This is a genomic window from Rivularia sp. UHCC 0363, from assembly GCF_034931125.1.
Lineage (GTDB): Bacteria > Cyanobacteriota > Cyanobacteriia > Cyanobacteriales > Nostocaceae > Rivularia.
The window spans coordinates 164,049-190,568 of record NZ_JAYGHM010000005.1; the positions used below are offsets into that span (position 1 = coordinate 164,049).

The 26,520-nt window shown below is 38.0% G+C and carries 23 protein-coding genes and 1 pseudogene; 10 read left to right on the top strand and 14 right to left on the bottom strand.

Annotation, left to right across the window (positions count from 1 at the left end; translation table 11 throughout):
* Window positions 1-154: 154 nt before the first annotated feature.
* The 7 genes and pseudogenes from nrdJ to opcA all read left to right on the top strand — a co-directional run.
* A pseudogene (gene nrdJ / locus VB797_RS04935) lies at window positions 155-1,225 on the top strand (ribonucleoside-triphosphate reductase, adenosylcobalamin-dependent); the annotation flags it as partial.
* A gap of 276 nt (window positions 1,226-1,501) precedes the next feature.
* Window positions 1,502-1,720 (top strand): hypothetical protein, encoded by a 219-nt coding sequence (locus VB797_RS04940; protein WP_323236529.1) that lies wholly within the window; start codon window positions 1,502-1,504, stop codon window positions 1,718-1,720.
* Window positions 1,721-2,147: 427 nt separating this feature from the next.
* Window positions 2,148-2,444, top strand: coding sequence for an RNA-binding protein (locus VB797_RS04945; protein WP_323236530.1), 297 nt, complete (start codon window positions 2,148-2,150; stop codon window positions 2,442-2,444).
* 978 nt (window positions 2,445-3,422) lie between these two features.
* Window positions 3,423-4,469 carry a class 1 fructose-bisphosphatase gene (fbp, locus tag VB797_RS04950; RefSeq protein WP_323236531.1) on the top strand — a complete coding sequence of 349 codons (1,047 nt, stop codon included), beginning with the start codon at window positions 3,423-3,425 and terminating at the stop codon, window positions 4,467-4,469.
* A 667-nt stretch (window positions 4,470-5,136) separates the two neighbouring features.
* The gene (tal, locus tag VB797_RS04955; RefSeq protein WP_323236558.1) at window positions 5,137-6,282 is read left to right on the top strand and encodes a transaldolase; all 1,146 of its coding nucleotides are present in this window, start codon (window positions 5,137-5,139) and stop codon (window positions 6,280-6,282) included.
* A gap of 288 nt (window positions 6,283-6,570) precedes the next feature.
* Window positions 6,571-8,100: a glucose-6-phosphate dehydrogenase gene (gene zwf / locus VB797_RS04960; RefSeq protein ID WP_323236532.1), complete on the top strand. Its 1,530-nt coding sequence runs from the start codon at window positions 6,571-6,573 to the stop codon at window positions 8,098-8,100.
* A gap of 304 nt (window positions 8,101-8,404) precedes the next feature.
* Window positions 8,405-9,787: a glucose-6-phosphate dehydrogenase assembly protein OpcA gene (opcA, locus tag VB797_RS04965; RefSeq protein ID WP_323236533.1), complete on the top strand. Its 1,383-nt coding sequence runs from the start codon at window positions 8,405-8,407 to the stop codon at window positions 9,785-9,787.
* Between the two features lie 138 nt (window positions 9,788-9,925).
* Here opcA and VB797_RS04970 read toward each other — a convergent pair whose 3' ends face one another.
* Window positions 9,926-10,246, bottom strand: coding sequence for a MazG nucleotide pyrophosphohydrolase domain-containing protein (locus VB797_RS04970; protein WP_323236534.1), 321 nt, complete (start codon window positions 10,244-10,246; stop codon window positions 9,926-9,928).
* Between the two features lie 509 nt (window positions 10,247-10,755).
* Between VB797_RS04970 and VB797_RS04975 the strand changes: the two genes are divergently transcribed.
* Complete coding sequence (locus VB797_RS04975; RefSeq protein WP_323236535.1) at window positions 10,756-12,222, top strand: cobyrinate a,c-diamide synthase; 1,467 nt, start codon at window positions 10,756-10,758, stop codon at window positions 12,220-12,222.
* Window positions 12,223-12,265: 43 nt separating this feature from the next.
* Here the strand turns inward: VB797_RS04975 and VB797_RS04980 are convergent, their stop codons facing one another.
* From VB797_RS04980 to infC, 3 genes are all read right to left on the bottom strand, one after another.
* Window positions 12,266-12,697 (bottom strand): Crp/Fnr family transcriptional regulator, encoded by a 432-nt coding sequence (locus VB797_RS04980; RefSeq protein ID WP_323236536.1) that lies wholly within the window; start codon window positions 12,695-12,697, stop codon window positions 12,266-12,268.
* 111 nt (window positions 12,698-12,808) lie between these two features.
* A complete protein-coding gene (locus tag VB797_RS04985; RefSeq protein WP_323236537.1) occupies window positions 12,809-15,886 on the bottom strand; it encodes an MFS transporter in 3,078 nt (1,025 codons plus the stop codon).
* A 341-nt stretch (window positions 15,887-16,227) separates the two neighbouring features.
* Window positions 16,228-16,761: a translation initiation factor IF-3 gene (gene infC / locus VB797_RS04990; protein ID WP_323236538.1), complete on the bottom strand. Its 534-nt coding sequence runs from the start codon at window positions 16,759-16,761 to the stop codon at window positions 16,228-16,230.
* A gap of 578 nt (window positions 16,762-17,339) precedes the next feature.
* On the opposite strand from infC, the gene VB797_RS04995 reads away from it, so the two are divergent.
* Window positions 17,340-18,272 carry an alpha/beta fold hydrolase gene (locus tag VB797_RS04995; RefSeq protein WP_323236539.1) on the top strand — a complete coding sequence of 311 codons (933 nt, stop codon included), beginning with the start codon at window positions 17,340-17,342 and terminating at the stop codon, window positions 18,270-18,272.
* A 7-nt stretch (window positions 18,273-18,279) separates the two neighbouring features.
* On the opposite strand, the gene VB797_RS05000 is transcribed toward VB797_RS04995, so the two are convergent.
* The 5 genes from VB797_RS05000 to VB797_RS05020 all read right to left on the bottom strand — a co-directional run bounded on the left by VB797_RS05000 (window position 18,280) and on the right by VB797_RS05020 (window position 22,138).
* Entirely contained in the window at window positions 18,280-19,035 is a 756-nt protein-coding gene (locus VB797_RS05000) for a hypothetical protein (protein ID WP_323236540.1), read from the bottom strand.
* 298 nt (window positions 19,036-19,333) lie between these two features.
* Window positions 19,334-19,897, bottom strand: coding sequence for a Uma2 family endonuclease (locus VB797_RS05005; protein WP_323236541.1), 564 nt, complete (start codon window positions 19,895-19,897; stop codon window positions 19,334-19,336).
* 23 nt (window positions 19,898-19,920) lie between these two features.
* Complete coding sequence (locus VB797_RS05010; protein WP_323236542.1) at window positions 19,921-20,109, bottom strand: CPXCG motif-containing cysteine-rich protein; 189 nt, start codon at window positions 20,107-20,109, stop codon at window positions 19,921-19,923.
* Window positions 20,110-20,222: 113 nt separating this feature from the next.
* The gene (locus VB797_RS05015; protein ID WP_323236543.1) at window positions 20,223-21,872 is read right to left on the bottom strand and encodes a radical SAM protein; all 1,650 of its coding nucleotides are present in this window, start codon (window positions 21,870-21,872) and stop codon (window positions 20,223-20,225) included.
* A 5-nt stretch (window positions 21,873-21,877) separates the two neighbouring features.
* A complete protein-coding gene (locus VB797_RS05020) occupies window positions 21,878-22,138 on the bottom strand; it encodes a SemiSWEET transporter (RefSeq protein WP_323236544.1) in 261 nt (86 codons plus the stop codon).
* A gap of 309 nt (window positions 22,139-22,447) precedes the next feature.
* Between VB797_RS05020 and VB797_RS05025 the strand changes: the two genes are divergently transcribed.
* Window positions 22,448-22,750, top strand: a complete 303-nt coding sequence (locus VB797_RS05025; RefSeq protein ID WP_323236545.1) for a hypothetical protein — start codon at window positions 22,448-22,450, stop codon at window positions 22,748-22,750.
* 322 nt (window positions 22,751-23,072) lie between these two features.
* Here VB797_RS05025 and VB797_RS05030 read toward each other — a convergent pair whose 3' ends face one another.
* The 5 genes from VB797_RS05030 to VB797_RS05050 form a co-directional block, all read right to left on the bottom strand.
* A complete protein-coding gene (locus VB797_RS05030; RefSeq protein ID WP_323236546.1) occupies window positions 23,073-23,402 on the bottom strand; it encodes a hypothetical protein in 330 nt (109 codons plus the stop codon).
* 33 nt (window positions 23,403-23,435) lie between these two features.
* On the bottom strand, window positions 23,436-23,810 hold the full coding sequence (locus VB797_RS05035; protein WP_323236547.1) for a papain fold toxin domain-containing protein: 375 nt from the start codon (window positions 23,808-23,810) through the stop codon (window positions 23,436-23,438).
* A gap of 131 nt (window positions 23,811-23,941) precedes the next feature.
* Entirely contained in the window at window positions 23,942-25,030 is a 1,089-nt protein-coding gene (aroC, locus tag VB797_RS05040) for a chorismate synthase (RefSeq protein ID WP_323236548.1), read from the bottom strand.
* A gap of 479 nt (window positions 25,031-25,509) precedes the next feature.
* Window positions 25,510-25,785 (bottom strand): type II toxin-antitoxin system RelE/ParE family toxin, encoded by a 276-nt coding sequence (locus VB797_RS05045; RefSeq protein ID WP_323236549.1) that lies wholly within the window; start codon window positions 25,783-25,785, stop codon window positions 25,510-25,512.
* A complete protein-coding gene (locus VB797_RS05050; protein WP_323236550.1) occupies window positions 25,778-26,032 on the bottom strand; it encodes a type II toxin-antitoxin system Phd/YefM family antitoxin in 255 nt (84 codons plus the stop codon). The genes VB797_RS05045 and VB797_RS05050 overlap by 8 nt, the downstream gene beginning before the upstream one ends.
* Window positions 26,033-26,520 lie beyond the last annotated feature (488 nt).

Below are 26,520 nucleotides of genomic sequence, written 5' to 3' on the forward strand. Positions count from 1 at the left end.
GTACAGCGTAGAGAGTGAAACTTTGTAAATGCAAAGAATATAAATCTCCAAGAGTGTGGGGCATCCATTATAAGGATGAAAATGTACGCGGAACTACTGCGAATTATGAAGCAGTAGAACTAGGGGATAAAAAGCCTCTAGGGTAACATAATTGGAAATCATTGGTTCTAATTTTCACTGTAACCTTAGTGAAGTTCACTTAAATCAAATTGACCCGGAAAATTACAAAGAACAAGAACTTGCTTTCACTGCTGGTGCTTTATCTGTAGCAGCGCTGTTAAATCATAAATTCTTGGAACCCCGCTATCAATACAGTCGCGAATTAGACCCCATTGTGGGTGTATCTTTTACTGGCTTATTTGACTTTTTCGTTCATGCTTTTGGGGTTGATTGGCTGCACTGGTGGTCGGAAGGAAGACCAGCTACAAACGAAGGTTTAGCCTTTAAGCGTCGCGAACAAGAATACTTGAGTCGGTGGAAAGATATCGTACATCGGGTAGTTTGGGAATATTGCGATCGCCATCATATCAAGCGACCAAATCGCTGTACCACAGTGCAGCCCAGCGGTACCAAATCTTTACTTACAGGGGCTTCTCCAGGATGGCACCCCCCCAAAGCCCAAAGATTTATTCGGCGGATCACTTTCCGTAAAAATGACCCGGTAGCTTTAGCTTGTATTGACTATGGTTATGCGGTGGTTCCTTCTCAAACCGATAAAGACGAAAACGGCAACTTACTAAACGATCCCTTCGACTCTCGCTGTACCGAATGGTTGGTAGAAATTCCCGTTGCTGTACCTTGGGCTGATGTACCGGGTGCCGATGAAATTGCGATCGATAAATTTGGTGCTTTAGCTCAAATGGATTTCTATATGCAGGTGCAGCAATTCTACGTTACTCACAACACTTCAGCCACTATTGAAGTACGAGAAAACGAAGTAGAAGAATTGGGAAATCGGATATATCAAGCGATTCAAAACGATGAAGGCTATATTAGTGCCGCATTGTTAGCAAGATTTGACGACCATCAAACCTTCCCTCGTTTACCATTTGAACCGATCGACAAACAGCAGTACGAAGAGTTGATGGCACAAGTAGAAAATCGCCAGAATACCAAGGATTTCAACACTGCATTGAAACGGTATGATTTTGGTGAATTAATGGAAGCCGGACCATCTGGATGTGATTCCGACAAGTGCATGATGCCGGAAGATAAACCCGTGTAAAATTGAAGGATGAAAGTTAACCAATTTTGGATTTTAGATTTTAGATTGACCAATCATTCTAGGAAATGGTGAGTCCACTGGGCGTTATTAGTTTCTGTTCCGTCGTTAGCGTAGCCTTTCCGGAGGAGATACTTGGAGAGTATAAGCCCCCACAATCGATCTGTATAATCAATCCAAAATCCATTGATGCGAAAGCGTTTTCTTGCAGGACAAATCCAAAATCCAAAATCCAAAATCATTTGACTTCATCCTTTTTAACCCTTTGGAGATAAAAAAATGTTCCTCGAAGAACTAGCACCGTTATTTAAAGAATTCACCCAGAACCCAGCTTCATTCATGGGCGGATTTGTGTCTGGTGTACTTAGACTTAGCCTGAATGATGATCCTGTAAAAAGCTGGTTAGCACAACAAACAAATACAACGACTTTTCCAAGTTCTACGACTGGAATGCACAATGGTAAAAACAATGGACCTCAAAGTATTTCCATTGATTAAAGTATTTAATTAATAGAAAGATTTGGTTAATAGATAGTTAAATTTAACAAGGTCTGCTGGAAACCAGTAGACCTTTTAATTGAGTCTAGTTTAAATAATTGCTAGTAATTAATTTTACAACATTTAAAAACTATAAAACCTTTACTCTCTTACTAGAAGTATATATAAGTTACACTGATTCCAACTTACAAAACTTTGTGATATATCATACCTTGAAAATTCGGGTCATCAGGTACTATAAAAACGTATTCGTGAGTTCAGTCCTAGGGATGGTTTATTTTGAGTTAATGCGGCAACTTTTGCTGATTATTAATTAGATAATTAACCGTTAGTAAAATCAGATTTTTCGCTGAATATTAAAAGCTAATTACCTGACATTTATTTGGACTGAGCGATTCGCTATTTGTCCCTAGAAACGTTAACAAGTATGACTATTTACGTTGGAAATCTTTCTTATCGCGCTACAGAAGCAGACTTGAGAGCAGTATTTGCTGATTATGGTGAAGTTACTAGAGTTATGTTGCCAACCGATCGCGAATCAGGTAAAATGCGCGGCTTCGCTTTCGTTGACCTTACAGAGGAAGCGAATGAAGACAATGCCATTTCTGAGCTAGATGGAGCAGAGTGGATGGGTCGTCAAATCCGAGTTAACAAAGCTAAACCCAAAGAAGATAATCCTCCCCGTGGTGGCTTTGTGAGAAAACCGGATTTACAAGAACAATAAATTTTATTATTTAAATAAAACTGTCTCGGTTCTCGTTATTGTTTTTTATTATTTACCTAATTATAAAATTCTGTAACGGGAATTATGTAGATTACTACTTTGCAATAAATTATCAGTACAAATAAAGTATCAACAAGTTGCTCACTTTAGATTTGATAAATCTGATGCTACTGTATTTCACTGTGGGCTAGTTGCCAATTAATAACAGCTAAACCACAGAAAACTTCATATAAACAATCCCGACAAGATACCGACTATGTAGGATATCGCCAAAAGTCGGGTTTTCTTGTATTTAAAATACATCAAATAATTATTTATACAACTAAATAAACTTTTATCAGTTTGCTTAAAGTTAATTTAGCAATCATTTTTGTTAACTTATAGACTTATAAAATATATATATAGGAATCGGGTTTAATTATTGAAAAAAGCTCGGATGGTGAGTTACGCTCTAGCTACTAGCCGCGTTAGAGTAACGCTAACAGCACCCTACGTGTTTTTCAAAATTTTGCGGAGTATTCCTATCTCAATCGTGAATAAATCAGGAATGGCCGCAAGCGTCACAAAACTCGGATGGTGCCGTACACTCACCGTCTTATTACTAGGTTGATAATTAGTCTGTGTACTAGCAACGGCAATAAAGGGGGATATTATCTACGCCCCCTCAACCGCCTCCCCTACAAGAAAAATATGCCTTTTTGCTAAGTCCTATAAATAAAAAAAAGTATTTATAGTTGCTACAACACCAAGTAGAAATGCTTTATCTTTTGATTCTTACTTCTATTCCCAGCGTGTAAAGAGTAGGGAGTAAGCTTAGATAATGTCAGAAAAATGCGATTCAGAATACATTAGTTTCTGTGTTTTATTTAAAATTACATTTGCGTTCCTAAAATACCTTTCTAAGATAGAGACAGCAACCATAAGTTACGACATTAGGCATACTCTCAAATAAAAGCCATACTTAGCGAGATAATTTTTATGACAAAAGCAGCAGAACATCAAGACAAAATTCAACACATCCCAGATAAAGGCTTAGATCGAGATTGTACGACTTTATCGCGTCACGTCTTGCAGCAATTCCAAGGTTTTTCAGCGCAAGCACAGGATTTAAGCGCGTTGATGAATCGGATCGCGCTTGCAGGTAAATTGGTCGCTCGTCGTCTTAGCCATGCGGGTTTAATGGAAGGTGTTCTGGGGTTCACCGGAGAAGTTAACGTGCAAGGAGAATCCGTCAAAAAGATGGATGTCTACGCTAACGATGTGTTTATCTCGGTTTTCAAGGAAAGCGGTTTAGTATGTCGCTTAGCATCCGAGGAGATGGATGAACCGTACTATATCCCCGAAAACTGCCCCATAGGTCGATATACTTTGCTGTACGACCCCATTGATGGTTCATCGAATACAGACACAAACTTGAGTTTAGGTTCGATTTTCGCAATTCGTCAGCAGGAAGGAGAAGATAATGACCGAGAAGCCAAGGATTTGCTCGCTCCGGGTACCAAACAAATTGGAGCCGGGTATATTCTTTACGGTCCGAGTACCATGTTGGTATACACGATGGGAAAAGGAGTTCATTCCTTTACTCTCGACCCAAGCTTAGGTGAATTTATACTTACCGAAGAAAACATTAAGATTCCCGATCGCGGTTCCGTTTATAGCGTCAACGAAGGGAATTTTTGGCAGTGGGAAGAATCAGTTAGAGAATACATTCGCTACGTTCACCGAACTGAAGGCTATACGGCTCGCTACAGTGGAGCAATGGTGAGCGACATCCATCGAATTTTAGTTCAAGGTGGTGTATTTCTTTATCCAGGTACGATGCAGAAACCGGAAGGAAAATTACGCCTGCTCTACGAATCTGCTCCTTTAGCCTACGTAATCGAGCAAGCAGGTGGTCGTGCTACCACTGGTCGGATGAATATTTTAGATGTGGTAGCCGAAAAACTACACCAGCGCACACCTTTAATTATTGGTAGTAAAGAAGATGTTGCAAAGGTGGAATCTTTTATTCAGAATGGTCACTAGTAGTCGATTGCATTAAATTTGACTGGTTTTGATCGCAACCCGTCGGGGGTTCAAAACCCCCCTCTAATAGCGAAAGTCCTATAAATAGGACTGAAATACAAGCCTGTCAAAACTTTTGAAAAGGAATACTAGTAGTCTGTCACATTAATTCTGCGGGGTAAGAAATTTGTAGTGGGAGCGTCCCGCTCCCTCCTATTAACTAGCGAGCGAGACGCTCGCTGGTTGCTTTTAGCTCGCTATTGGTCACGAGCGAGCCGGAAAGCTCCCTATTTGTAACGAGCGACCAAGATGGTCGCACTACGCAAACCCCTCATAAGTTATGAAGGGTAAAATTTTAGTCCTCTTCAGAGGACTTATGCTATTAGTCCGGGAATGCAATTCCCGGACGGGCTGGGATAAAAACCCATAAGAACTAATGAAAAGGAATACTAAGTAAACAGTGAGCAGTTAGTAAATTGTTTATGCGGCTCATGGTAAAGCCACAGAAAGCTTTTCAACTTCAAAGTGGAATCAAAACCAATGTTTTTGTTGTTTAAGCACTAATAACTGTTTACTGCTCACTGTTGACTGATTTATTCCTTTAGTGAGACTCAATCGGTAATCTTACAAGCATTAATAGAAAAAGATAGAAAAATCAAATTTTGGAGTGGAATATAACCATATGGGCATCACCACAAATCAGTTATTAGAAATTAATAAATACGGTCAAAGTATTTGGATGGATAATTTGAGTCGCGATATTATCCAGTCCGGTGAACTGAAAAATATGGTGGAAAATCAAGGTATCAAGGGAATTACCTCGAATCCAAGCATTTTTGAAAAAGCTATGGTCGGAAACGCTATTTACGATCGCGATATAGAAGCCGCAATTCTTAAAGGATTATCAACTCAGGAAATTTACGAATCTTTAGCTTTTGAAGATATTCGTAACGCTTGCGATATTTTGCGTCCGGTATACGAAGCGACTGATGGATTGGATGGTTATGTAAGCATTGAAGTACCCCCAACTATTGCCCACGATACTCAAAAAACCATTGAAGAAGCTAGACGCTACTTTCAAGAAGTGGGACGGGAAAATCTAATGATTAAGATTCCTGGAACAGAAGCCGGTTTACCCGCAGTAGAGCAGGTAATATCTGAGGGTATGAATGTTAACGTTACGCTGTTGTTTTCCGTGGATAGTTATGTAAACACTGCTTGGGCTTACATTCGCGGCTTAGAAAAACGGGTAGCTGAGGGTAAAGACATTAGCAAAATTTCCTCCGTAGCGAGTTTCTTCCTCAGCCGCATTGATGCCAAAATAGATGGAAAAATTGACGAAAAATTGAGTCAAGGTGTTGACGACATCAACTTAGAAGCCAAACTTAAATCAGTAAAAGGAAAAGTGGCGATCGCTAACGCCAAAATTGCATATCAAGAGTATAAAAAAATTATCAACGACAAGCGCTGGCAAGCATTAGCTGCTAAAAATGCCAACGTACAGCGTTTATTATGGGCAAGCACCAGCACTAAAGACCCCAGTTACAGCGATGTTATGTACGTTGATGAGTTAATTGGTAAAGATACAGTTAATACCTTGCCACCAGTAACCATCGAAGCCTGTGCCGACCATTGCGACGTAGATTCAAGAGTCGAAACCGACGTAGAACAAGCATACCAACTGATCGAAAATCTTAAAGACCCCGACATCAACATCGACCTCGATCAAGTCATGGACGAGCTACTTACTGAAGGTATTGATAAGTTTATCAAACCCTTCCAATCCTTAATAAGTTCCTTAGAAGACAAAGTAAAGCACTTATCACCTGTTTAATAATTAATGGGTAATGGGGAACAGGTTAAAGGTTAAAGGTCAAAGGTTAGGAGTTAGGAATTAAAAATATCTGTTCTGTGTACTCCCTACTCCCTACTCCCTACTCCCTACTCCCTATTCCCTATTCCCAAAAGTAAATCTAAAATCTAAAGGTTAAAGGTCAAAGGTCAAAGGTTAGGAGTTAGGAATTAAAAATATCTGTTCTGTGTACTCCCTACTCCCTATTCCTTACTCCCTATTCCCTATTCCCAAAAGTAAATCTAAAATCCAAAATCCAAAATCTAAATTATGGTTAGTTTGCTCGAGAATCCACTGCGGGTTGGCTTGCAACAGCAAGGAATGGCCGAACCCCAGATAATTGTTATTTTTGGTGCTTCCGGTGATTTAACCTGGCGTAAATTAGTACCCGCGCTGTACAAATTGCGACAAGAAAGACGGATTCCACCAGAAACTACTATCGTTGGTGTCGCACGACGGGACTGGAGCCACGAATACTTCCGCGAACAAATGCGTAAAGGGATGGAAGAAGCCCACGGTGGTGTGGGTCCCGAAGAATTGTGGAAAGATTTTGCTAACGGTCTTTTTTACTGTCCCGGCGATATTGACAACCCCGAAAGCTATCAAAAACTCAATAGTCTTTTGAGTGAATTAGACGAAAAACGCGGCACCAGAGGTAATCGATTATTTTATCTTTCCGTTGCTCCCAAGTTTTTCCCCGAAGCTATTAAACAATTGGGTTCTGGGGGAATGTTAGACGACCCTTACAAACATCGTCTGGTAATTGAAAAACCTTTTGGTCGAGATTTAGCATCTGCCAAAAGTTTGAATGCAGCAGTACAAAAATATTGCAAAGAAGAACAGGTCTACCGCATTGACCACTATTTAGGAAAAGAAACGGTTCAAAATTTATTAGTTTTTCGCTTCGCAAACGCAATTTTTGAACCATTGTGGAACCGTCAGTTTGTTGACCATGTACAGATAACAGTCGCGGAAACCGTAGGAGTTGAAGACCGAGCCGGATATTATGAAAGCTCCGGTGCATTGCGGGATATGTTGCAAAACCATTTGATGCAGCTTTACTGTCTCACCGCGATGGAAGCTCCTAACGCAATGGATGCTGAAAGTATCCGTACCGAAAAAGTTAAAGTACTAAAAGCAACTAGACTTGCTGACATAGAAGATTTGTCAAAATCCGCAGTACGCGGTCAGTACAGCGCTGGTTGGATGAAAGGTGAATCTGTCCCAGGGTATCATGAAGAACCAGGCGTAGACCCTAACTCAACAACGCCTACTTTTGTGGCGACAAAATTTGTAGTTGATAACTGGCGCTGGCAAGGAGTTCCTTTTTATCTGCGTACTGGTAAGCGGATGCCGAAAAAAGTTAGTGAAATTTCGATTCACTTCCGCGAAGTTCCTTCACAGATGTTTACATCCGCAGCACAGCAGAGAGGTGCGAATATTTTAACCATGCGGATTCAGCCAAACGAGGGAATTTCCTTGCGTTTTGAAGTGAAAATGCCTGGAGGAGATTTCCGCACTCGTTCCGTTGACATGGACTTTACTTATGGTTCATTCGGTCTGCAAGCTAAATCCGATGCATACGATCGCCTATTTCTTGATTGTATGATGGGCGACCAAACCTTGTTTACAAGGGCTGATGAAGTAGAAGCGGCTTGGCAGGTAGTAACACCAATCTTAAGCGCTTGGGATGCACCCGCAGACCCCGCAACAGTTCCTCAATACGAAGCCGGTACCTGGGAACCTGTAGAAGCAGAATTGTTAATCAACCGAGATGGTCGCCGCTGGCGCAGACTGTAGAGAGTTAGGAGTTAAGAGTTAAGAGTTAGGAGTTTTAAGTTATGAGTTTTGATCTGTGAGTTTTAAGTTAAAAGCTAAAAGCTAAGAGTTCTGAGTTTTGAATCTGAAAGTTGTTAGATATGAATTGTTGAGTTAGTTGTTATTTGTGAATTATTTTCCTATTACCAATTCCTAACTACTAATCCTTAACTCCTAACTCCTAACTCCCAATTCCTAACTCCTCACTCCCAATTCATAACTCCTAACTCCTCACTCCTAACTTTTAAATTATTTCCAACTCAAAACTTAGAATCCTTAAATTATTATGACTTCCCAAGCATCGACTATTTATTCACTCCAGGCTCCAAAAGATGTTTCGCTCAATGATATTGAAGCCGAACTAGGTAAAATTTGGCAAGGTTACGGTATTGCTGGGGAAGATGGAGCGCTTCCTGCGGCTACGAGAGCAACTACTTTTACTTTGGTGGTTTACGAACCAGAACAAACTCAGTATTTGTTGGCTGCTCTAGGATTTTATAAAGGTCCAATTGATGGTATCTTGGGGCCGCAAACCGTATCCGCGCTCAGAGATGCACAGAAATCTCTTGGTTTAGAACGAACTGGTAAGACGAATCCGCAAATGTTAATCCGACTACGGGAAGAACTTGCTAAGCTTCATAGCGGTGGCGAACATCAAAGCGGCAATAATATTAGTGCTGATGAGTATAGTACTGATGCAGCCAGCGCCAGAATTGCTGATGAAATTGCCCTACGTAACCCTTGTCGCATCATTAGTTTGATACCCGTAGTTGGTGAAGATGAAGGCGTTCAGGCTCAAGTTTCAGCTTATTGTCCGATTCAAAAACAATCATCATCTTCGTTAGTTTGTTGCGAATATATCACTCTAACTGGAACTGCCGCAGCTTTAGAACGTATTGGTGGTATGGTTCCGGCATTATTAATTGGTGGTTTACCTAAGTTTATTTGGTGGAAAGCAACACCAGACCCCAATAATGGTTTATTCAAAAGACTTGCAGCCGTATGCGACAACGTTATTGTTGATTCTTGTAACTTTAACGAACCAGACAACGATTTGCTCAGCCTGCAAGCATTGATAGATAATGGCGTACCGCTAGCAGATTTAAACTGGCGACGTGTGGGAGGATGGCAAGAATTAACAGCGGAAGCTTACGATGCACCAGCGCGACGTAAAGCTTTAACAGAAGTAGATCGAGTCAATATCGACTATGAAAAAGGCAACCATACTCAAGCATTGCTATTTTTGGGTTGGTTAGCAAGTCGTTTAAATTGGCGTGCAGTTTCCTACGAGCAAGAAATGGGCGACTACACTATTAGACGCTTTAAATTCATGGGAGACAATCAAAGGGAAATACAAGCTGAATTAGCTGGGGTTCCAGTAGCCGATTTTGGCGATATTCCCGGCGATTTAATTGCTATACGTTTAAGTTCCACCAATCCAGACGCAAACTGCGGTACCTTGATTTGTTCCGAAACCGGCGGCTGTATGCGGATGGAAACTCAAGGTGGCGCTCAATCTGCTGGAGTATTTCAACAGATAACCTCACTTTCCGAGCAAAAAGCCGAAGCTTTGCTTTCTCAACAAGTACAGCGTTGGGGTAAGGAAGCACTTTTTGAAGAAAGTTTGAAAGTTACAGCACAATTAATCCAATTAGCTCAAAAAGGTTAGGAGTTAGGAATTATTAAGTTACCTTAGTGGTAATACATATTAATTATGTAGAGACGTTGCATTGCAACGTCTTTCTGTATTTTGGTTGATAACGAGTTTCTGGGGAAAGTACAGATGACCCATACTAGAACATAAAAATTAACGGTCTAAAAGCGTTCCATTACACATTCTTTGTTCAAGCTTCTGCATATTTCCTAACATCAATTCTTCTAAGCTTAGATTGAATTTTGATGCGAGAAAAGCTACAAAATACAAGACATCCCCTAACTCGCCTTTCATCGATTTAGTAATTTCATCAATTTCAGATTTATCGACTTCTCGGTCATTTCTACAGTAACGCTTTAATATTCGTGCTACTTCTCCCGATTCTTCACAAAGTCCTAATCCTAATATAGGCAATTCGTTTTTGAAGTTTTTCGCAATTTCAATAGTCCAGCTTTGATAATAATTAGCGTCCATATTTTATAATTAATACTACTGAATCACTGACCGCAATTAATCAAAATAAAGTTCCAACTTTTGGTAATAATTAAATATCATCATTAAAAAATATAAAGAAAATAATTAAATGATAGTTGTTAAAAAAATCATGATCTTAGTTACTAAAAACGATAATTATACTCACCAAAATATCTGACTATAATTACTAAAATCCATGACATAAATCACATTGACCTGGCAATGTTCTCTGTGAGCGGTGTTTTGCTTGGAACATCCAATCAGAAGTAGTCGATAAAAAACGTAAAACAACACCCCGATATGGGTTTTTACAAATATCGGGAGCAACCCAAACTTACAGATAAATAATTTTAACAAGATAAGCATAAGTGATAAATCCGCATGAAAAACCCGTTTCCTGTTCGCTTCTAAAATAGAATCTTCCAACCGATTCATAATTAAAAACAATTATTAATAAATAACAAGTACAAATGCTTGTATAATCCATAATTCATAGCTCCTAACTTTTCATGGCTCTAATTATTGCAGGTGAACGCAGCGGGGTGGGCAAAACTACGGTTACGCTCACCCTGTTGTCGTGTTTATCTCAACGCGGTTTACAGGTGCAATCGTTTAAAGTGGGACCCGATTATATTGACCCCATGTTTCACAAACACGTTACTGGTCGTGCTTGTCGCAATTTAGATCCAGTTTTAACTTCGGAAAGTTATGTGAAAAAATGTTTTTATAATTACTCGAATTTATGTGAATATTCCTTAATTGAAGGAGTAATGGGTTTATTTGATGGAGTTTCAACCTTATCAAGGGGAGGGGTTAAGAAAAGAATTGAAAATTATGCCAGCACGGCTCATATTGCGAAGTTATTAAATTTATCCGTATTGTTAGTAGTTGATTGCAGTCGCTTATCAGGTTCTGTCGCTGCAATTGTTCACGGTTATCGTTCCTTTGACAAAGAAATTCAAATTGCTGGAGTAATCTTAAATCGAGTCGGTAGCGATCGCCATTTATCTCTGCTCAAAAATGCCCTCGAACCTTTACAAATTCCTATTTTTGGTGTATTAAAACGGCAAGATAATATTACAATTAGCGATCGCCATTTGGGTTTAGTACCAACAGCAGAACTTCCTGAATTGAATCAATTAATCGATAAACTAGTAAATCTCGGTGATTGCTTTGATTGGGAAAGTCTATTACCACTTTTATCAAATAGACAAAGCGGTAAGTCTCTAGAACAAACAGAAGATTCACTTTCTCATTCCATCTCCCCATCCCCCCATCCCCCCATCTCTCCATCTCCCCCTCTCCCCATCCCCCCATCCCCCCATCCCCCCCCCTCTTTCCCAAAAATCGCTGTAGCATACGACAAAGCTTTCAATTTCTACTACCAAGACAATCTCGATTTATTGCATTTGGGTGCGGAATTAGTTTTTTGGAGTCCTTTAGAAGATACTGAATTACCCAAAAATATCGCAGGAATGTATTTTGGGGGAGGTTTCCCAGAAGTTTTCGCGCAAAAATTAGCAGAAAATACCCGCGCTCGTAATGCTGTCAAAGCTGCTATTCTATCGGGAATACCGACCATCGCTGAATGTGGTGGGTTGATGTATTTATGCAAGCAAATTGTAGATATGACTGGTAAATCCTGGGAAATGGTGGGAGTTTTACCAACAACAGCAGTGATGGATAAGCGTTTAACTTTGGGATATCGTCGTGCGATCGCTTTACAAGATAGTTTATTAGTAGATGCTGGACAAATCATTTACGGACATGAGTTTCATCGTTCCCGTTTAATATCCGATTCTAATAAACCTTTATTTCAAACTTATCGATTTGATTGCGACGAATTTACGGGGAAAGAAGGATGGGTATCACCGTCAAATCTTCACGCTTCTTATATTCATATGCATTGGGGAAATAGTCGGGAAATTCCGCAAAGATTTTTGGACAAATGTCGAGTTGTTAATAGCGCATTTTGATTAAAGATAAATTCCAGAGCTTCAGTTAAACCAGATATTAGATTCAACCCATCATACTTACATCATTATTTAACTTGCGAATTAAACGCGATAGTTCGCGAATGATATTCACGGCAATTTCGGGAGTTTCTTCGATAGCATCATCAAGCTGTTCTTGGGTTAATTCCAAAAATTCGCAAGCATCTATTGTAGTAGCAGAAGCTGAACGTGGTTGAGTATCAAATACTGCCATTTCACCAAAATATTTTCCTTGTGACTTAACTTCAAGTGTTCGATTATTTAAATGGATTTTGACTTTTCCGGAAACCACAATATAGAGAGATTGTCCTTGTTCTCCTTGTTGAAAAATACTGCTATTTGGTGGAAACCACAGTTCGTTCATAGCAGAAGCCAATCGAACGATAAAATCATCGCGCAATTCTTTAAATATTGGAACTTGACGTACAAATAATAAACGATCAACGCTAGTTAACATAAATAAGAGTTAGGAGTTAGGAGTTAGGAGTTAGGAGTTAGGAGTTATTTAGTTTTATATTAATTCTCGGTTTTTGCTTAAAAACATAACTGATAAATGAATAATTATAAATTATAAATTAACTTTATGCTTTTCGATAAACTCCTTAACTTGAGCGATTACAAGAGGATGCGAATCCTTTTTTAAATCAGGTAGCCTTTTAATAAATGAGCGTTCATTTGCAATACTTAAATACGCGACTGCGGCTTCTCTAACGAAACCACAAGGATGACATAAACTTGCTTCAAATTGAGAATTTTTTAACTTAATTCGAGCAACTTGAGCAAAATGAATACAGCAAGCCCAGCACCAATCAGAAAGTGCATTTTCTAAGTCTAATAGCTTTACAGTTCGATCATTTATCGTCATTTGTTCGTATTTAGATAACCCTGCTTCTACAAGCTTTTTCAACTTTTCAGAAGGTGGTTTTTGGTCAAAAATACTCAGTAATATACCTTGACAAGGTAATTTTATCGTATGTTCTAAAATTTCTAAACCTAACGCGAAGCTGACTCTCGATTCTGAATTCAAATTATAACCAGCAGCATTAATTTTTTCTACCGGGTAAAGAAATTTCAAAAGTAATAATAATCGCTCTTTAATGTCAATTTCTAACTCTGTAAAAGATTTTTGGGCTAAGCGACATAAAGCTACAACCTTTTTTTTAGAATGAAAATTTTGTAAGGTTTCTCCTGTTTTAAACTCTATATAAGCAGCGTAGATTTCGTCTTGAGACTTAAAATCTACAGATGCAGCATATATTTGACCTAACAATTTTAATTCGTCTTCAATTAATCCGATAATTCTGCTTTCGTAAGACCGATCAACTAAAGTTAAGATTCCCTGTTGCTGATGTCTTTTGAGTAAGGTACGAAGTATATGACATTTGATTGTGCCTTTGGATATTTCTAAATGATGCCATAAAGTATCGGCAGCTTTTAAAGTATCGATTTGACCTATTGTTCGTAAAGCATACACTCGCGGTATTTCTGGTTTAGAGTTATCTGTAGCTAAATTTGACAGCATTGGTAAGACTTCATTTCCTAGCTTGACTAAACCGTTCATAGCTACCAAACGGGTAGACTTATGTTGAATTCCTAGGATTAATTCTGAATAATATTCTTTAAGATTATTTGTAGCAATCATTTCTAAAACTGCATTTCGTACCTTTAAAGATTCATCTGATAATAAAGAAGGAATATGAATTCGTAATGCTTGTATATAAGATGCTTCGGCAAGAGATTTAACCCCATGAATTCGTATTTGTTCTTCTTGATTAGTCAGCATCCAGCCCAAAGTTTTAGTTGCTGCTACTTTTTGTTTTGTTGTGCCATGAGTTAACAGTAAAGCCGCAGCGGTACCTCGAATTACAGAGTTTTGTTCGGGATTAAGGTATTCTTCTAATTGGTTTAAATTTGGAGAAGCTTCTGCAAGAGAAACGTAACGCAGAGCCAAAGCAAATATATTTGGATTTATAATCGTTTGAGGATCTTCTAGTAAACTGCGTATTTGAGGTAAGTAAGCAGGATTTACATCATATTCAAGCATTAGTTCCAAACTTCGATGTTGTAAAGTAGGAGTTAGCTTTAATAATTCTGGAACTAAAACTTCCCCAGCCCCTTGAGGATCGATTTGCGATAATAGTTCAATGCAAGAATGTTTATCAGCTTCGCTTCCTTCTTCTCTTAAAGCCTTGATTACAGCACGCTTGAAAAAAGGCAGATCGACATTTGTGACGCTTAACTCTTCCTTTTCCGAACTCAAAACTAATAAATCGACGTACTGCGATCGCAATCCCCAAATTACTCCTACACATATAATGGCGACAATCGCTGTTTGTACAATTAACACCAAATTTTGCCAATTTGTGGGTATAAAATTGCTCGTAAACCATTGAGTAATTAAAATCATAAATCCAGCGAAACCAGCAGCAGAAGCTTCTGCAAAGCCTCCCGATAATATTTGTACGCGACTTCTGACTCTTGCTGGTATCGGTTGAAATAGTAAGGTACTTGTATTAGCTACGAAGGTATAACGCAAAAGTTCATCTAAAAACTTAATTAGCGTTAAACCCCATAGCAATGACAAAGCAGGTATTTTCAAGCCAAACAAAGTTGAAGTCATTGACAGCGAAAATATCATAGCCATTCCTGCCAATAAAGTACCGACACCAACAGGTAAAAGTGCGGTAGTAAAAAATACTCCCAAACGCTCGATTACACGGCTAGAAATAAATAACTGTGTTGAAAGTTCAAATAACCCCAATATTCCGCCAAATACACCTAAAAAACTGGTAATTTCTTCGCCTTGAAAAGCGGATTCTAACTGGGATAAATACTGAAAATCGATCAACAATCCGATTGTTTGAATTAACAATCCGAAGGCAAATAATTGTAAAGCATAATTCCTGAGAGGGGTAGAAAGACGACGAGCGCGGGAAACTTGCGATTTATGTATTTTTCGTTGCGAAACATCGGAAAAAGCGTAAGGATATTTCCGACTTAAATACAGCAGAATTGCCGTTCCTAAAACAATAACTAAAGCCCCGATTAAAATTATTTTATCTAGCTTGAGAAATCTTACTAAAGTCGGTAAACTAAAGCCACCGATCACATCAGCGACTAAAATTCCACTACTGACTAAAGGATAAGTACGTTTAATTTCCTGGATATTAAATAATTGATTCGCTGCAATAGAAGTGTTGAGTTGATTGATAACGTAGAGCGCATCAACCCACAATCGCAGCAAAAATACGCTAAATAATGCTAAGCCCGAAAACTGCAAATTTGTAGATGAGGTAATTTGTAAACCGATAGGCAGTAAAATTAAAGGTATCACCATGCAGGGTAAAGCAGCTACAATCACCCATCGCAAGGGAAAAATCTTTTGTAGCCAAGAGTACAGAAAAACCAACGCAATCCCAACTACTGCACTAGCTATATAAATCAGTGGTAAAGAACTAGCACCGTATTTCTCCAGGAATAAAGTGATGCTGCTATCTTCCACCCATCGCAATCCGACTGATGTCGTCGCGTAAAAAGCAAACATCAGCAATGTTCGAGAACTTTCTTCCGGTCGAAGATTTACCCACCGAAGTACTTGCAATAAAATTTCTTTACAGGTATCTAACCGTTGATTTTTTAATTCCATGCGGTTTAATTTGTTGTCTTCACCCCTGGAAAAGGAAATTTACGATTAATCTTAGTCGCTTAGGCTTTCACAACTTTTATCAAAAACTGACAAGTTGAAACACCTCCCATGAGATATCACTCCTAGAAAGAATAAAAGTCCCGAGCAACTGAATATTAGTTTTCCCATTCAGCACCCAAGACTATCGTTTTTTTGATTATTTTTTTTAATTAACTTAAAATTAGTTCTGCTTTAACTGCGAGATCAACCAAAAAATCTTTGAGAATAAACGCCAAAAAGAAACAATACCAATGGTTATTACCTATCGGTACTGCTTCCTTACTACTTAGATTTTTTTACAATTACTTCTTCGGAGAAAGCAACATCATCATGTTTCTTCCTTCTTTCTTGGGATATTGCTGCACCTCTGCTTCACCTTCCAAGTCTGTAGCCATCCGTTTGAGCAAAATTTCTGCCAAATCGGTATGTTGAATTTCTCTACCCCGGAACATAACCGTGGCTTTTACTTTATCACCATCTTTGAGAAAACGCTTCGCTTGGTTGACGCGCACATTGTAATCGTGTTCTTCTATCTTGTAGCGCATCTTCACTTCTTTTACATCAGCCGTGTGTTGCTTTTTGCGAGCTTCTCGCGCCTTTTTCTCTTGCTCAAACTTGAATTTACCATAATCCATAATCCGGCAAACCGGGGGATCGGCTTTATCGCTAACCAGCACTAAATCGAGTTCTTTCTCATCTGCTCTAGTCAGTGCGTCTTGGGGAGTCATGATTCCCAACTGGGCACCATCAGTATCAATAACCCGAATTTTTGGAAAGCGAATTCTTTCGTTGATTTGAGGTAGGTCGCGACTTCTTCTTTTCTCTATCACAGGCATATATGAATGATTTTGGGGAAGTTATGGTTAATAATTTGGTTGGATATGGAATGAGATATCTCAGACACTAAAAACGAATGGAATCTTTAACGAACAATGAGTATATATCTAGGGTAGCTAATCCATGAAAGTAAAAATGGTATTACCTATTGTTATTCTACCCACTTTAGAGAGGGTTTAGCTCTATTGGTCAATCTTAAGTTACGCGATCGCAACAAACATTAATTATTTTAATTTCTTTGTGTCAAAACATTAACGCTATGCACATTACGTGTATCTATATGATAACACCATGAAATATAAAATACACATATCTTAAAAGAAAGTCTAATTAACTACTTAAATATAAAAAATATAAATTAGTCATTTCTTAATATCAAGATAAATAATATTTGTAAAATTCAAGATATAAGCTCGGTAAAAAATTAGTACTGTCCGGGTCTTGTTCCTTGATAGGAACGAGCTAGAAGCTCCCACCACCCCAAGCCTTGATAAATTATAATGTTATAAGCATTTAAACAAAAAGACTATAACCTAAGCTTATATTGTCAACGTATTTTAAGAGGTTTAGTTGATAAATGGATTGGCAGCAAAAAGTTGGAAACCAACGCGACTGGGTTTGGCGGGGTTGGCAAACTCGGTATACATATATACGTCCTAAACATCCGATAGAAAATGATTCTGTAAAATCTTTACCTCTGATGCTGCTGCATGGATTTGGTGCAAGCATCGGTCATTGGAGACATAATTTAGAAATATTAGGCGATCGCCATACAGTTTACGCTTTGGATATGTTGGGTTTCGGAGCTTCAGAGAAAGCATCAGCTAATTACAGTGTGGATTTATGGGTAGAGCAAATATACGAATTTTGGAAAGCTTTTATCCGTAAACCAGTAATATTAGTAGGTAATTCTATCGGTTCGCTGATTTCTTTAGCCGTAGCCGCAAAATATCCTCAAATGGTCGCAGCTGTGGTCATGATGAGTTTACCAGATCCGACTTTAGAAAAAGAAGCTATTCCAGCATTTTTATATCCTTTAGTTGCAACAATCAAAAGTTTCGTTGCAAATCCCTTGTTAATCAAACCGATATTTTACTTGTTACGCAGACCTAATATACTACGTCGCGGTGCAGCCTTCGCTTACGCTAATCCCGAAGCCGTTACCGACGAACTGATAGACATATTAGCAAAACCTCCTCAAGATAAAGGTTCGGCTCGTGCTTTTACCGCTCTTTTCAAAGCCACAACGAATCCCGATTACAGTCCGGATGTGAAAAAACTATTATCAACCTTAAAAATTCCCATGCTTTTAATTTGGGGAGAAAAAGATAAAATTATTCCCCACGCACTAGCTTCGGGATTTGTTCGTCATAACGAAAATTTACAGTTAATTAGTTTGGAAAACGTCGGTCATTGTCCCCATGATGAATGTCCCGAACTAGTAAATCAAGCAATTTTAGATTGGATTGATAAATTAGCGAGCAGTTATCAGTTATCAGTTAAGAATTGATAATTGTTCATTGATAACCCCATTGCAAAACTTTTTCCTTAACTATATTGCGACCATCGCGAGAAACTCGTAATATTTTGTCGGTAAGAACAAAACTTATATCACCGTTTATCGCTACGTATCGATTAGTTTTTACGCCATTTTGATTCCATTTTTGCAAAGGAAGATTAATAATTGTATTACTTGTTCTAGTAATGCTGATATAGCTACTTGGATTCTCCACACCACAAATATAAATAAAAAAACTTCTAGTTTCTGCTTGAGCAAAAGTATTATTACCTTGAGGACAACCTTTTGCTAAAGCTTGACCATTCGCTTTTACAACACTTACAACTTTTTCTCTTAAGATAATCCTACCGCTTTTAACGATTAACATTTCATATGGTGTAATTTGATAGGTTACTTCACCATTAATAGCAACATAGGTTTCTCGATTATTTTCACTAATCGGTACTGTAATTTTGCTATCTAAGTTTTTCGGGATACGCACATAGTATCCCAGAGGATTTTGATTATCTCCCTTACAAACATAAACGTAATATTTTTCTGTATCAAAAGTGCGTATAGGTAATAAATTTGCAGCAGGACAGACTTTGTTTTGAGCGATTTCAACAGCACCTTGACTTAAGTTATCAATATTTTTAATCTGCTTATTCCCGGTCATTTCTGCTGTAGAAGACTCGATATTACACAACAAAATGCTACCCATCAAAGCTAATTCTAAAGCTTTAAAATGGGTTAATTCACTTTTAAAAAAATTCATATTTAATTTATATTTAAGATTTAAACAGTAAAATCACCGCCATAACATACGTAGTTTTGCTTGGCGTAAATCAGTATTATTGCTGATGGAAATCTAAAAGTATTATCGTATTAAAAAAATTTTAGTACAACTAGCTAGCGCGTATTTTCATATATTCTTTATCAAAAGAATAATTTCCATAAATTAACCTCACCCCGCTGTATTGCTCCCCTCTCCTAAAATCAGGAGAGGGGATAGGGGTGAGGTTCCGCGAAGCGTATCGCGCTGTCGTTAGTTATCAAAATTTAATCTCGGATTGCTATAGTTTCAACCAATTAAAAATATCGCCAACCGTTAACTGTAACTCTTTTATAAAATCGGGAACGGGTAATATATCATCAATTTCTTGTAACAATTCCGGTTGTTGTGCTAGTGGAAATACTAATATAGAACGTTCATCAGGGTCAACTAACCAACCTAATTTAGTTCCGTGTTTTAAGCTGTGTAAAATATTTCCTGTTACTTTAGTTTGGTTTTGATCCGGAGAAAGAATTTCAATAGTCCAATCGGGAGCAGCTTGAAATACATTGGCAATATCGCCGTTATCATCTAGAGGTATGCGTTCCCAAGTAAAAACTGCCACATCAGGTATAGTTGAGCGATCGCCAAATGTGCATCTTAATTCAGGAAAAGCTAGTGCAGTTCGTTTTGGTTTAGTTATGGAATTAACAGTAGTTACCAATTCACCCTGTAATTTACTGTGTTTACCTTGTGGCATAGGTTTTTGTATAATTTGCCCATCAATGTATTCGCTTGCAGGCTTAGTTTCTGGTAATGCCAGGAATTCTATTAAAGTTAAATTTTTAGATTGTATACGTACCATTGCATAATTCTTTGATCGGTTATTTATTCTTCATAATCTGTATCAATCTCGATATCAAGCGTTTCTTCATCAATTCGTATATATAAAATATTCGGACGACAGCATACTTGGCAATCTTCTACATAAGACTGTTGAGAACCAGCACTGATATCAATAAAAGTTACATTTGGTTCACCGCAATAAGCGCAGTAATATTCAGCAGTATTTTGCATAATCAAAGGTTAAAGGTCAAAGGTCAAAGGTTAAAGGTTTAATTATAAAACTCATAACTTCTAACTCTTAACTATTTACCATGCCTAATGCCCAATTCCCTAACTCATAACTCCTAACTCCTAACTCCTAACTCCTGACTCCTAACTCCTGACTGGTAACTGGTAACTGCTTCATTAAGATGCTTTTTTAGTGTAGACTGTGGAAGCGGTCCTTGTAGGTGATTCCAAGGTAATATTTGCTCGGTTGACCAGTTGTCGTAAACGTAAAAGTCTAAGGTGGGAATTTGCCCTTTTAATTCTTTGAAAGCACGTTTGTAACTACCTAAAGAATCGCCAAAGTTGCGGGTCAACTGCAAAAGTTGGAATAATCTTCGATCTCCCCTCGATAACAGCGTTTGAATTACCGACCAGTTGTAGCTTTCCGGACGAAAATCTATTCCTTGGGGTTGTAATTTTTTCTGCAAAAGTTTCAATCGTTTTTCCGCGTCTTTATTCACTCCAAACCATTGAAAAGGTGTATGGGCTTTCGGTACAAAAGTACTGCATCCGAAGGTCAAACGCAATCCGGGAGCGGCTTTTTTAAGATTTTGCATCATTATTACAGTTGCATCTAAATCCTCTGCGGTTTCTCCCGGAATTCCCACCATTCCATAAAGTTTTAAACCTTTCAATCCGCCTTTTTTAGCATTTTCTGCGGCTTTAATAATATCTTCTTGTTCAAGCTTTTTATTAATGATTTTCCGTACTTTTTCCGAACCACTTTCGACAGCAATTGTCAAGGACTTCGTTCCTCTTTGAGCCAAAGTTTTAGCTAGTTCTTCTGTCACCGTATTGGTTCTTACCGAAGCAATACTTAAACGGACATCTTCGTATTTTGGTTGATTAATATAATCTAATAAAGTCTCAAATTCGGGATGTTGAGTTACTGAAGCACCTAACAATCCCAGACGATTTGTTACTTGTAAACCTCTTTCAATCGCAGGAATTAACGCATCAGTTAAACTGGCAGTTCTAAAAGGTAAAGTAAGATAGCTTGCTAAACAAAAACGGCACATTTCCGGACAGCTTCGCACAACCTCCACCATGAAAATATTTTCCCAAGCGGCTTTTTCAGTTACTACCGTTGATGCAGATAAAGTATTTCCCCGATAGGTTTGCTTGTGTACTTCAGCGGGAATATCCGATGAAATTGGTTTGATAGATTTGATCGCACCATCTAAACTAAAATATTCAATTTCATACAAACTAGGAACGTAAATTCCTGGTACTTGTGCCAGTGATTTTAATATAGTTTCCCTATCTGCTTTTCTAACTTCTTTATAAGCATTAATAAAATCATTTAACAGATTTTCGCCATCTCCCAACAAAACCACATCGAAAAAATCAGCAAAAGGTTCGGGATTGGCTGTAAGTACGGGTCCGCCACCAAAAACTATAGGATGATTATCTTGGCGATCGCCTGACTTAATCGGAATATCCAAAGATTCCAGCAAATTTAAAATATTGACATAATCTAATTCCCACGACATCGAAAAACCCAATATTTCCGGGTTTCGGGGTAGAGTTTCGCTAATATCGGTAAACAAGCGACTCACCTGTAAATCGGAACGCATCGCCAAAGTAGCCCACACTACCTGATAACCCAAGCTAGTTATGCCCACAGTATATTCATTGGGAAAAGCAAATATCGTCGGAATAGCGTCGTCTTCAGGAATAGCGGGAGTAAATAAAAGGCGTTCTTTAGCAAATAAATCAGATGTCACAGGTGTTAATTAACGAGTGTTCTTTCATATTTAATTTTAAGCCATAAAATTATCAGATTAAAAATTAAAGTGATGCCGTTAGCAAGAATAATCGCGATATCCCCGCGTAGAATCCCATATATGAACCATAAAAAAACACCAACGATAAATGTAATTAACATCGTGTAAGAAACATCTTTAGCTGACTTTGTTTGCCATACTTTGATCATTTGCGGTAAAAAAGCAACAGTAGTTAAAGTCGCAGCCAGCAATCCGACAATTATCATTGGTTTCTTTGAGGATAATATACTTTATATTTCTTCATGTTAGTGGATAAATGTATGGAGTGTGGCAAATAAAGTTTGTGTTTAATCGTTTTATCCGGCGGTTGAAACCGCAGCTACACAAGCGAAACCCACCTGCGTGGGTTAAATTACTCCTTTTTCGGTTTAATAATACCTACATCTGTTTCTGTTACCACAACGTGCTACTTGAAAAAATTAACCAAACGGCTGAAGCTAAAAATGCGACTTTGATACAATATTCAACTTATTAGATTATCAGAAATTTTTCCTCTTCTACTAAAAGGTACTTAGATGATGAAATTACCAATCATACTTATAGGTTCCCTTAATTCAAGTAAAACCTCTGTAGGAAAGCTATTAGCGCAGCAATTAGAGTTACCTTTTATTTCTTTAGGAGATGTCAGCGAGAAATACTTCCTAGAAATAGGCTTTAATAAAACACGATTAGGAGAAGCTTTAGAAAAAGACGGTGGCGATGGTTATTATCGCTACATCAAGCCCTTTAATGCTTATGCGATTGAGCGAGTACTGTCCGAATATCCAGAATCTGTAATTGAATTTAACGTCTTTTATCAGAACATAACAATTGTGTAATAGATTTTGGAGCGGGACATTCTGTATATGAAGATGATACTGATTTTGCTCGCGCTCGTGAATTACTTTCTCCCTATGAAAATGTAGTTTTACTGTTACCTACGCCAGATTTAGATGAATCAGTTGAAATTTTAAAACAGCGAAGTCAGCTTACAATTAACGGTATAGAAATGAATCGTTTTTTCATAACTCATCCTTCAAATCAGAAGTTAGCAAAACAGGTATTTTATACTAAAGGCAAAACACCTGAAGAAGTTAAAGAAGAGATTATTAAATGTATTTAAACTACAAAAATTTCCACTTTATGTGGAATATAAATAATTCAAACCTGTTTTTCCAATTCTAAATTTTTTCTCTGAGCTAAAAACTCATCAAATAGTTCAAAAAAGGTATCTAGTGCCTTATTTTCATCAGCAGAGTAAAACAAAATAATACTAGCCCAAGATTGATTTGTCTCAACCTTAAATCTTTTTCGTATCCAGTTTAAAAAATATTCAAATTCTTGTTCTTGTTCTGTTGGTGATAAACCGATTTCTCTCTTAGCACCGTTGTAACCTGCTAAAAATGCTTGAAGGCTAAATATTGAGTTTTTTCCTAAGTACATAGCAGGTCTTTTTTTTATTCTATTTAGCATCTCATATAAATTACTCATCAACAAATTCCTATTTCTAAATTACTTTTTAATCTAAAAATCAATTTCAGTGACTTGAAATTCTTCACCGATATCGAGAATCGGAGAATACAGATTTTGTAACCAAACTTCTTTGGTAACTCCTTGATTATCAATGTTATCAAAAACTATTTCTTGTATATCTAATTCAATCAAAATTCCTTCATGACGACCATTTGTGGAAATAACTGCTTGAATGCCATCATGATAAATATTTCCATAATAACCTTCTGTTGAGCCAGTGTATAACTTTATCTGCTTACCAACAATTTTGCTTTCAATCAAAAATTTTTTAACTGTTTGAGCGCATTCAACACACTCAAACATTTTAAACCGACTAGCAATAATTGTTATTTGCTGACGGATTTCGGTAGAATTATCCCGATCCATTTTATGTAAAACGAGCTATGAACTGGGATATGATCTTAGCTTTTAGCATCAGGCTTACACTATTTCAGGAATTCTCGTTTCACAAATCAAAATATCGGGAGACGTAGCAATACGCCCCGTCTCTACATTGGTTACAAAACTTTACACTGACCCTGAAATCTCAATAAATGGTCGCACAATACCAAAGCAACCATCGCTTCCACCATTGGAACTGCCCGTGGTAATACGCAAGGGTCATGTCTTCCTTTTGCGGCTAAGACTCCAGCTTCACCCGTTTTAGTAACTGTATTCTGTTCTTTCCTAATTGTTGCCGTGGGCTTGAATGCTACGCGAATTATAATGTTTTCGCCGTTGGATATCCCGCCTTGAATACCACCGGAACGATTTGTCACAGTGCGGATATTACCTTGCTCATCGGTATAAAATTCGTCGTTATGCTCGATTCCGGTAAGCAAAGTTCCCGCGAAACCAGAACCAATTTCAAAGCCTTTACTCGCGGGAAGGGACATTACACCTTTCGCTATATCGGCTTCCAATTTATCAAAAACTGGTTCTCCCAATCCTTTGGGAACCTTCCGCGCTACACATTCCACTACCCCACCGATGGAATTACCATCTCTACCAACTTCCTCGATTAATTCAATCATCCGTTCCGCACATTCAGCATCGGGACAGCGGACGATGTTGCTTTCAACTTGTTCTAAAGTAACTGTTTCTGCGTCAACTTCGCCTTCTAAATCCTTGATGCGCTTGACATAACCGATGATTTCCACACCAGCAACTTGATGAAGAATTTTTTTAGCGATCGCACCTGCTGCGACTCTACCTATAGTCTCTCTCGCCGAGGATCTACCACCACCTTGATAGTTACGAATACCATATTTCGCATCATAAGTAGCGTCAGCGTGAGAAGGGCGGTACATTTGCACCATCTCGCTATAATCTTGGGGACGAGTATCTTTATTCTTGACCAAAATTGAAATTGGCGTACCTAAAGTTTGTCCCTGAAACACCCCCGAAAGAATTTCACAGCGATCGGCTTCTTTACGAGGTGTTGTAATTTTACTTTGTCCGGGTCGCCGTCTATCTAATTCTACTTGAATTTCCTCAGCAGAAATTTGCAGTTGCGGCGGACAACCATCAATTACAACTCCCACACCACCACCGTGGGATTCGCCGAAAGTAGTAACGCGAAATAAATGACCGAAAGTATTACCCATGATGATGTTGAGGAGATTTCCAGACTATGTATACGTGATGTCTTGTTATGGTTTCAAAGACGCATATAACAAGAATATATTTTTGCTTCGATTATTACTAGGGATATGACTTTGATATTTATGCAGATTTTTTAGATACTTAAGGCTGTATATCTAGTCCGCGCAGGCGGACTTTGCTTGTGTAGACGCGGTTTCAACCGCCAGCTTAAATTATTACTAAGGATATGGTTTTGATATTTATGCAGATTTTTTAGATACTTAAGGCTGTATATTTAGTCCGCGCAGGCGGACTTTGCTTGTGTAGACGCGGTTTCAACCGCCAGCCTTATGAATATGCCTATATATGGTTTCAAAGACACATATAACAAGAATATATTTTTACTTCGATTATTACTAGGGATATGACTTGATTAAAGATTATACCGATGCGAGTTTACTTGAAGCAAGAACATCCATTAACGTATCTCACGGAAGATTGGCTATAAATTTTGGTAAACTTCGTCATCATTACGTTTTCCAGCACGGAAAACATCAACTAACTTGTTTTCATCATCTATCGTATACAAAATTCGGTATTCACCCTGGTCAACTCGATAACCTCCTTCGTATCCTTTTAGAGCATTGCAATCTTGCGGTCGAGGATTACCTTGAAGCGAAAGTATTTTTGAAACAACTTGTTTATATTGCTTTGGTTGTAATTTAAGCAAATCTTTTTCGGCTGTCTTAGCAATTCTTAAAGTGTAGCGCTCACTCATTTACACCACGAGCTGCGTTGATATCTTCTAAAGTAGTAAAACCATCATTTTGCTCAACTGCTTGACGAAGTTCGGCTGAGTCAATTGCATCATCTAAAGCTTCTAACCTTTTCAAGTCCTCTAAGCCAATAATTGCTACAACAGGTTTACCATGACGCTGAATTAATATACGCTCACTTTTGTATTCAGCACGACTAATAAGGGACTGAAAATTAGCACGAGCTTGAGTTGCACTAACAATAGTCATAAAAAAATCTCGGTAAGTGGGAAACTAAAAATATACAAATTGTACATTTTGTACATTTATAATATCACAACAAGATAGCGAATTTCCAGTTTAAAAAATACTTTTTAACTTCAAGCTGTTAAGCTGTTGCGTATCTAGTTTGTTTATAGCAAGCGAGCAAGATGCTCGCACTATAATGATTGATGTTTTTATTCTTATACAATCAGGACTTAGCAAAAAGGCATATTTTTCTTGTAGGGGAAGCAAAATGCGCTGTGGATTTTCCTCCCCCATTAGTGTCTAGAAAAATGCGGTATTCTTTAATTTCATTAAATTCATAAGAAACACGCGGAAAGCAGGAAATCCAGTTATCCCCAAGCAAAAAAGCGCCCTCCCATAATAGGAAGGCGCTTTTTATATGTTGTATAAACGTAGCACTGCTACGTCTCTACATTATTATTAAATTTTTAACCGTTGATTGCGGGAGCGCTGATTGCAACAGGTGCAGA